This window comes from Streptomyces sp. NBC_01320 (assembly GCF_035974375.1).
Classification (GTDB): Bacteria; Actinomycetota; Actinomycetes; order Streptomycetales; family Streptomycetaceae; genus Streptomyces; species Streptomyces yanii.
The window spans coordinates 9,687,706-9,695,524 of sequence record NZ_CP108390.1; the positions used below are offsets into that span (position 1 = coordinate 9,687,706).

General features: G+C 71.0%; 7 protein-coding genes. All 7 read left to right on the plus strand.

What is annotated here, in order from left to right; all coding sequences use genetic code 11:
* Positions 1-86: 86 nt before the first annotated feature.
* Positions 87-1,475 carry a type VII secretion integral membrane protein EccD gene (gene eccD / locus OG395_RS44080; RefSeq protein ID WP_327247919.1) on the plus strand — a complete coding sequence of 463 codons (1,389 nt, stop codon included), beginning with the start codon at positions 87-89 and terminating at the stop codon, positions 1,473-1,475.
* Between the two features lie 73 nt (positions 1,476-1,548).
* Positions 1,549-3,054: a type VII secretion protein EccB gene (gene eccB, locus OG395_RS44085; protein WP_327247920.1), complete on the plus strand. Its 1,506-nt coding sequence runs from the start codon at positions 1,549-1,551 to the stop codon at positions 3,052-3,054.
* Positions 3,055-3,165: 111 nt separating this feature from the next.
* Positions 3,166-3,510 (plus strand): WXG100 family type VII secretion target, encoded by a 345-nt coding sequence (locus tag OG395_RS44090; RefSeq protein ID WP_266988841.1) that lies wholly within the window; start codon positions 3,166-3,168, stop codon positions 3,508-3,510.
* Positions 3,511-3,612: 102 nt separating this feature from the next.
* Positions 3,613-3,936, plus strand: coding sequence for a WXG100 family type VII secretion target (locus OG395_RS44095; protein WP_266988843.1), 324 nt, complete (start codon positions 3,613-3,615; stop codon positions 3,934-3,936).
* Positions 3,937-3,965: 29 nt separating this feature from the next.
* Entirely contained in the window at positions 3,966-4,436 is a 471-nt protein-coding gene (locus OG395_RS44100) for a type VII secretion system-associated protein (RefSeq protein WP_327247921.1), read from the plus strand.
* A gap of 66 nt (positions 4,437-4,502) precedes the next feature.
* On the plus strand, positions 4,503-7,178 hold the full coding sequence (locus OG395_RS44105; RefSeq protein WP_327247922.1) for an AAWKG family protein: 2,676 nt from the start codon (positions 4,503-4,505) through the stop codon (positions 7,176-7,178).
* Positions 7,178-7,693: a YbaB/EbfC family nucleoid-associated protein gene (locus OG395_RS44110; protein ID WP_327247923.1), complete on the plus strand. Its 516-nt coding sequence runs from the start codon at positions 7,178-7,180 to the stop codon at positions 7,691-7,693. Before OG395_RS44105 ends, OG395_RS44110 begins: the two co-directional genes overlap by 1 nt.
* Positions 7,694-7,819 lie beyond the last annotated feature (126 nt).

A 7,819-nucleotide genomic window follows, 5' to 3' on the forward strand; every position in this document is an offset into this window, starting at 1 on the left:
CCCGGGGAGAACACCGTCATCCGGGCCGGGGAATTGCGTCATTCGTCGGAAGGGCGGAGCGCTCATCCGCCCGTAGTGTGCGGCCCATGAGTGAGAGTCCCCTCGCCGGGCTGAGCCGCCTGACCATCCAACTGCCGGATCGCAGAGTCGAGTTGGCTGCCCCGACCGATATCCCCGTGTCCGACCTGCTGCCGGCGCTGCTCAGCTTTGCCGGCAGTGCGGCGGAGGAGACCACCGTCGAGGGACAGGGCTGGGTGCTCCAGCGTCTGGGCGAGGCGCCGCTCGACGAGGAGGGCACGCTGTCCACCCTCGAGGTGCGCGACGGCGAGACCCTCTACCTGCGGTCGGCCGCCGACGCCATGCCCGAGGCCCATTTCGACGACATCGTCGACGGGATCTCCACCGTGATGGGACGCCTCGGCGGCGACTGGACCGAGTCCAGCAGCCGCACCTTCGTCCGGGCCGTCGCCGCCACCCTCCTCGCCGCCGTGGCCCTGGTCCTTGCCATGCCCGGACTGCCGCCCGTCGACCGGGGTCTGACCGCCGCGCTGTGCGGCGTACTCCTCCTGGCCGGCGCGGGCACGGCGAGCCGGGCCGTCGGCGACGCGTTCACCGCGGTCATGCTGGGCTGCGCTGCCGTCCCCTTCCTGGCCCTGGCCGGCTGGCTGCTGCCCGGCGGACCGCCCGGCGCGGACCTGCTCGGCCCCCGGCTGCTCTCCGGCGGCGCCGCCGCGACCGGTGGCGCCGTCCTCGCCCTGTCCGTGGTGGGCGCCTCCGCAGCCGTCTTTCTCTCCGTCGGGGTGGTCGCCGCCTTCGCGACCGCCGCCGGCGGGCTGATCGCCGCCACCGGATTCCCGGCCTCCGACGTCGCCGCGGTGGTCGCCGTCGGGGCCGTGGTCCTCGGCGGGTTCGTCCCCGCACTCGCCTTCCGGATGTCCGGCATGCAGATGCGGCCGTTGCCCACCTCACCCGAGGAACTCCAGGAGGCCATCGAACCGCATCCGAGCGAGGAAGTGGCCCGGCGCGCGGCGACCGCGAACGCCTGGCTGACCGCCCTCTACGCCGCGACCGGCTTCGTCTGCACCGTCTGCGTCACCGTACTCGCCGACCACTTCGGCCTCGCCGAGGCCATCACCGCGACCACCCTGACGGTGCTCCTGCTCCTGCACGGCCGCAACCTCGGCAGCGTCTGGCAGCGGGTGTCGATCCTCGCCCCCGGTGTCTGGGGTGTCGCCGTCCTCGCCATGGCCTGGGCCCGGGCCCTCGGCGACAGCGGCAGGCTCGGCCTGGTCGCGGTCCTGGTGGTGCTCGCCATCATCCTCACCATCGCCATCTGGACCGTACCCGGACGACGGACGGTGCCGTACTGGGGGCGCGCGGCGGAACTCCTGCACTCCCTGGTGGCGCTCGCCCTGCTGCCCCTCGCCCTGTGGGTCCTGGGCGTGTACGGCCTCGCACGCGAGATGACCGGCTGACACCCGGTCCGCCGCCGTCCCGCCCGACCCGCCGCAGACATCCCGAACACCGACGACCAGGCCGGAGGGCCACGTGCAGTCAAGGCGCGACCAGGTACAGGCCCATCTCTTCCAGATGGGCCGGCTCACCTCCGGAATGCTCCGCGCCAACTCGGACCACCTGGAGACCCCCGGCGGGCGCACCAACCGCGGTATGACCTTCGGGCTGGCCATCGGCGTGGTAGTGGTCCTCGTCTCGGCCCTCTGGGGCCTCTTCTCCCCGGGCGCCTCGACCAGCTGGCGGGCGGAGGGCACCCTGGTGCTGGAGAAGGACACCGGAAACCGGTACGTGTACGCCCAGGGCCGGCTGCGCCCCGTCCTCAACTACGCCTCCGCGCGCCTGCTGCTCGGCGGCGACATGAAGTCCGCGACGGTCAGCAGCAAGGCCACGAAGGACGCCCCGCACGGCCCGCCCGTGGGCATCCCCGGCGCCCCCGACTACCTCCCCGGCCGCGCCGCCCTGCTGTCCTCGCCCTGGCAGGTGTGTGCGTCCACGACCAAACAGACTTCAGGGGAGGTGGACGTACGGACGCGGCTCGCCCTCGGCGCCGCCGCGGACGGGCGGCCGCTGGGCCCTGGTCAGGGGCTCCTCGTCCAGGGGCCCGACGGGCGCCGCTCGGTGCTCCTGGGAGGGGAGCGTCACCTCTTGGACGAGGCCACCGGCGCGGTCACCTCGCTCGGTTACGGATCGGCCCCGGTCCACCCCGTTTCCGCGGCCTTCCTCTTCGCGCTCCCCGCCGCCGCCGACCTCGCCGCGCCCGCCGTACCGGGCCGCGGGGAAGCCGGACCCGCGCTCGACGGGCGCCCGACCCGCATCGGCCAGGTCTTCAGGGTGGAAGTCCCGGGCGCCGCCGGCCAGTTCCACCTGCTTCTGCGCGAGGGGCTGACCCCGCTGACCGAGACGGAGACCGCCCTCGTCCTCGGCGACCCGGACACCCGCAAAGTCGCGTACCAGGGACAGACCCCGGCCGCGCGTCCGCTCGGGGCGGAGGCCGCCCGCGGCCACCTGGCGCCCGCGACGGTCCGCCCGGGCGGCGCCGGCCTGCCGGCCTCGCCGCCCCGCCTGGTTTCGATCCCCGCCGGCACCGAGCCCTGCGCCGTGGTCCGGCCGAGCGACGGCACGGGCTTGGCGGTCAGCGTCTCCTTCGCCCCCGCCGCCGTCGCCGAGGACCACGTGGCGCAGCCGCCGGCCGTGGACGTGGCCCCGGCCTGCCTGCCCGTGGACCGGGTGGAGGTGCCGCCAGGCAAGGGCGCCCTGATCCAGGCCCTCAGCAGCGCGGGCACCCGGATGGGCGACACCGTCTTCCTCGTCACCGACTCGGGCGTACGCCACCCGGTCGCCTCGGGCGGGGCCCTGGAGGCGCTCGGCTACACGGCCGCCGACGTACGCGGTCTGCCGTCGGCCCTGCTGATGACCCTGCCGACCGGCGCGACCCTGGACCCCGCAGCGGCCGCCAAGGCCCCCGCCGCGGACGCCGGAGCCCCGCGCAGAAGCTGCCCGGGCGCCGCCACAACCCCGGCGCCGGCCCCGGGGAGTTGACGTAAATCCAGGTTCGGAGCGGCAGGTACGTCACGCGACGGATCCGCCCGGGGCGCGGGTGGAAACACACTCGAACCTCAGGACGAACTCACCACGGAAAGGGTGGTCCCGATGCCCGACAGCATTCCCGGCGGAGGATACAAAACCGAACGCGAGGCGAACATCAAGATCGCCGAGCTGATGCAGAACGCCCATGACGACATCACCCGAATCCGGGGCATCGTCCGCTCCTCCGCCAACGACCTGGTCGGCCCGAGCGGCTACGGCGGCGCGGACGGCAAGGCGTACCAGGACCTCCTGGCCTCGTGGGACGCCGACGTGATGAAGGTCGAGCGGGGCCTGGAAGGCGTCAAGGAGACCATGATCAGGAACTCCGGCCGTCAGTCGGACCTCCAGGACACCACCACCAGCCAGATCACGCGGATGCAGGACGCCATCTCCGGCCTCAAGGGCTGATCCGTCCGGAGCTCCCGGCGGACCCGGAAACACCCTGAAGGCCCGCCGCCGCGCCGCAGCGCATCCAGCAGCAGGCGAAAGCAGACGAAGAAGGAGGACCTCGTGCCCGAGGCCAGTTACGACCACGGATCCATCAACATCCACTACGGCACAACCGATGGTGTGACCGCCCAGCTCATCAACGCGAGCGAGGCGATCGACACCGTCCTGAACAACCTCCAGCAGGCCATCGCCCAGTGGGCCGACAGCTGCATCGGTATGGACAAGGGTGCCTTCAACGACAAGTTCGTCGAGTGGCACGGCTACGTCGACCACGCGGCGCAGGCCGTCGCCGGCAGCGGCAAGCTGCTCAGCGAGATCGCGGAGGGCTACGGCGTCCTCGACCGCGGCCTGGCCCAGGACTGGGGCAACCTCCAGGTCTACTGACCACCCCTCCGGACCCAGGGAGCATCCCGGTGCCCACTCAGGCGCAGCTCACCAAGCTCGACACCCCGGCGATCAACGCCTTCATCAACGGGCCGCTCACCGAGTTCCTCGCCGTGATCGAAGAGCTCGGCAAGGACTCGGGCACCGCCCTCTCGCCCCGCAACATCGCCCGGGGCTACACCAACCCGGACACCTTCTCGCTCACGAAGCCGCTGGCGATAGGGCTGATGTCGGGCGGGGACACGGTGCACGGATCGACCCTCAACAGCACCACGCTCAAGTTCACACAGAGCATCGACACGATGCTCCAGAACATGACGAACCTGTCGCAGGAGATCAAGGACACCCTCCTCAAGATGGTGGAGGAGTTCCTCAAGAAGCAGGGGGGGACTCTCGACGACATCAAGGCGCAGGAGTTCCTCAACACGATCAAGTCGGCCGGCAGCCCCACGAACGACCCGACCAAAACGCCGACCGACCCGACCAAGACCGGCACCTGAGCGACCGGACCAAGACCGGCGCCTTCAGCGACCGGACCGCACCAGAAGGAAGAGCGGAGGGTATCCATGCCTGCCGACCTGTGGGCCTCGGCGGTCCAGCTGCTGACGGGCTATCCGATGCCCGACCGCTCGACCCTTTTCGAGCATCTCAACGGTACCGACGACAAGACGCCGTTGATGAACGTGAAGGTCGAAACGCTCGGCGATTTCGCCGTAGTGGACAAACTGTCGACCGTCGGCCCCAACGTGGAGGGCCACTCGTACGTACTCGCCTACTACACGGGTCCAATAGGCCCACGCGGCTACGCCGAACTCAAGAAGATCACGATCGACTTCCTGTGGAACCCGTCCGAGCGCCCTGCCCAGCCGGGCACCCCGCTCGACCAATACATCTTCGGCCCGTTGAACATGCTCAACGGGATCGTGAACAACCCCTTCTCCACGCAGGGCCGTTCCTACGGCGGTCTCGTGATCGAACCGCAGAACGCCGTAAACCTGCGGTCGTTCTCCGACGTCGCCGGCGCCTACGACCGCACCTTCCAGTACTTCAATGACGAGGAGGCCGTCCTCAAGCAGTGGGCCGACTCCCTCGGGCACAAGGACGCGGACATGAAGGGAACGGCCGCCGACGCGTTCGCCGCCCTGATCAGGCGGATGGAGGAGAACTACAAGGGTTACAAGGAACAGCTCCTCCCGCCCGGTTTCTCGGCCAAGAACTACGCCCTGCTGCCGGTGAACGGGCGGGGCGCTTCCCTCACCAAGCAGGGCGATTCCCTCATCGGTGCGGCGAACGCGGTCCACCAGTCGGCTTACGACCTGGTCATGGCCTGGTACCAGTGGGGCGCGAACCCGGTGTCCAACCCGATGCTGGCGTTGTCGAACCTGATCTACGACGTCGCCCTCTGGATCCAGGCGAACAACATCAGCCAAGTGTTGCTTGACCAGAGCGGCAATGACGGCTACGACGTGCTCGCCGGCCCCTCCTTCCAGCAGAACCACCCCACTTGGGGGGATCTCACCCAGATCGACAGCTGGGGCAACATCGGCAAGCTGGCGATCAAGCTCTGGAACGACGCCGTCGAGTCGATGCTGCTGCCGGCGGGCAACAGGGAACTCAGCGAAGTGAACAACGCCTTCGTCGACGCCACCGCCGTCCTGACCAACCCGCTGGCGACGAGGAACACCTCGCCGATCGGCAGCGACGCCAAGGACGGCAAGGACGGCAAGGGCGGCGACGGCTCCGACCAGAGTTGGGAAGACATCCTGCGGAAGCTGGGCCTCGGCGGGGACGACGGCAAGGGCGGCAAGGACGGCAAGGGCGGCGACGACGGCAAGGGCGGCAACAACGAGACGAAGATCCCGCCGCCCCCCAAGCTCAACGACCTGAACGACAAGGGCGGCAACGGGGCCGACGGAACCGGGGGGAAGGACGGTACGGGCGGGAAGGACGGCGGGATTCCCGACCCGAAGGAGTTCCTCAAGAACGCGCCCCCTCCCGATCTCAACAACCCCGGCGGTAACGGCTCTGGCGGCGGGCTGAACAACGGCTCCGGCCTGAACGTGCCGGGCGGGGTTCCCGGCGGTATACCGGGCATCACCGGTTCAGGAGGTCCCGGCGGCAGCGGCAACCCGAACACGACCACCCGGGTGCCCGCCCCGAACGTCAACCTCGCGGGCCCGCCTGGATCGGGTCTCCCCGGCTCTGGCCTCCCCGGCAGCGAGCTCCCCGGCGGCACAAACCCCGACGGCAGCCCCATCATTCCCGGTCTGCCGAACTCCACGCTCCTCGGATCCAAGCCGCCCACCCTCCAGAACCGGGATGGCTCCGGTACGCCGGTCGCCTTCCCCGACGGCAGTACCCGGACCGTCCTGCCCGACGGCAGTGTCCTCACCACCAGCCCGGACGGTACGAAGGTCACCCGCAGCCCCGACGGCACCATCCTGACGGAGAAGCCCGACGGTACGAAGGTCACCGCCAAGCCCGACGGGACCACCACGACCGTCAAACCCGACGGCACCAAGCGCGTGCTGCACCCGGGCGGGGTCGTCACCCTGACCGATCCCGACGGCAACACCTCGTACCTGGGCCCGGACGGCAAGCCGCTGGGGGGGCGCCCCGACCTCCCCCTGACCACCCCGCAGCTCCCCGGCCTCAACAGCCCCGGTTTCGACCTTCCCGGGGTGTCCGGAGCGGGCGGCGGAGTACCGGGAGGAAGTGGCGGTACGTACGGTGGCGGCGGCGGGAACTCGCTCCTCGCGAACCCGCCCAGCTACGAGGAGGCGGGCTACGACCTGTCCACCGACTTCCCCGCCTACGGCGCGGACGCCCTCGGCAGCGACCCCAACGCCCTCGGTGGCGTGCCGGGCGGCAACCCCGCGACCGGGGCCCCGCCCATGATGCCCCCCGGCATGGGAGCCGGCGGTATGGGCGGCGCGGGTGGCGCCCTGGGCGGTGGTGACCGGGTCCGCGAGTTCGTCGGCGACCCCGCGGGCTCTCCCAACCGTATGGCCCAGGGCCCCGGTGGCCAGGGCACCGGGGGCACGCCCCCGTACATGCCCCCACCCGGCGGCCAGCAGGGCGGCCAGCAGACCCAGAGCTCCGACCGCGAGCGGGCCAACTGGCTGGCCGAGGAAGAGGACGTCTGGGGCACCGAAGACGAGGGCAACCCGGCCGTCCTCGGCCGGGAGGAGCCCAGCACCACCGGCGCGAAGCGCAACGCATTCATGACAGGAGAGGGCTGATGGGCTCGCCGCACCACTCGATCGAAGAACGCCTCGCCATGGCGGTCGCGGATCTGGAGGCCTCGGAGCGCGCGGCCGCCCAGGCCCAGGAGCAGGTCCGCGGCATGCGGCTCTCGGCCACCTCCAAGGACCGCAGCGTCGAGGTGACCGTCGCGGGCACCGGCGAGGTGACGGCCGTCCGTTTCCTGGAGGGCCGCTACAAGAGCATGGCCGCCCCGCAGCTGGCGGCCTCCGTCATGGAGGCCTTCAACAAGGCGCGCTCCCTCGCCTCCCGGGACGTGGCCGACGCGGTCAAACCGCTCACGGAGAGCGTGAACGCCCTCAACTCCATGCCGGGCATGCCCGATCTGCCCGGCATCCCGGGCACGACGGCCGACTGGGGCGCCCTGATCGGGCAGTTCCTCGGCCCGGCGGCGCCCCCCGAGCCCGAGCGGCCGGCCGACGGCGCGTCCGGCCGGCGACGGGGGCGGGGCCGTGCGCTCTACGACGAGGTGGAGGGCGACCCGAACGACTGAGCGGCCGTCATCCGTGATCAACTGAGCGGCCGTCATCTGTGATCAACATGTACGTCAACTGACGCAGGCGCCCGGGCATTTCCGGGCGCAGAATTCCCGCACCACCGCGCGACACCGGGAGTAGGC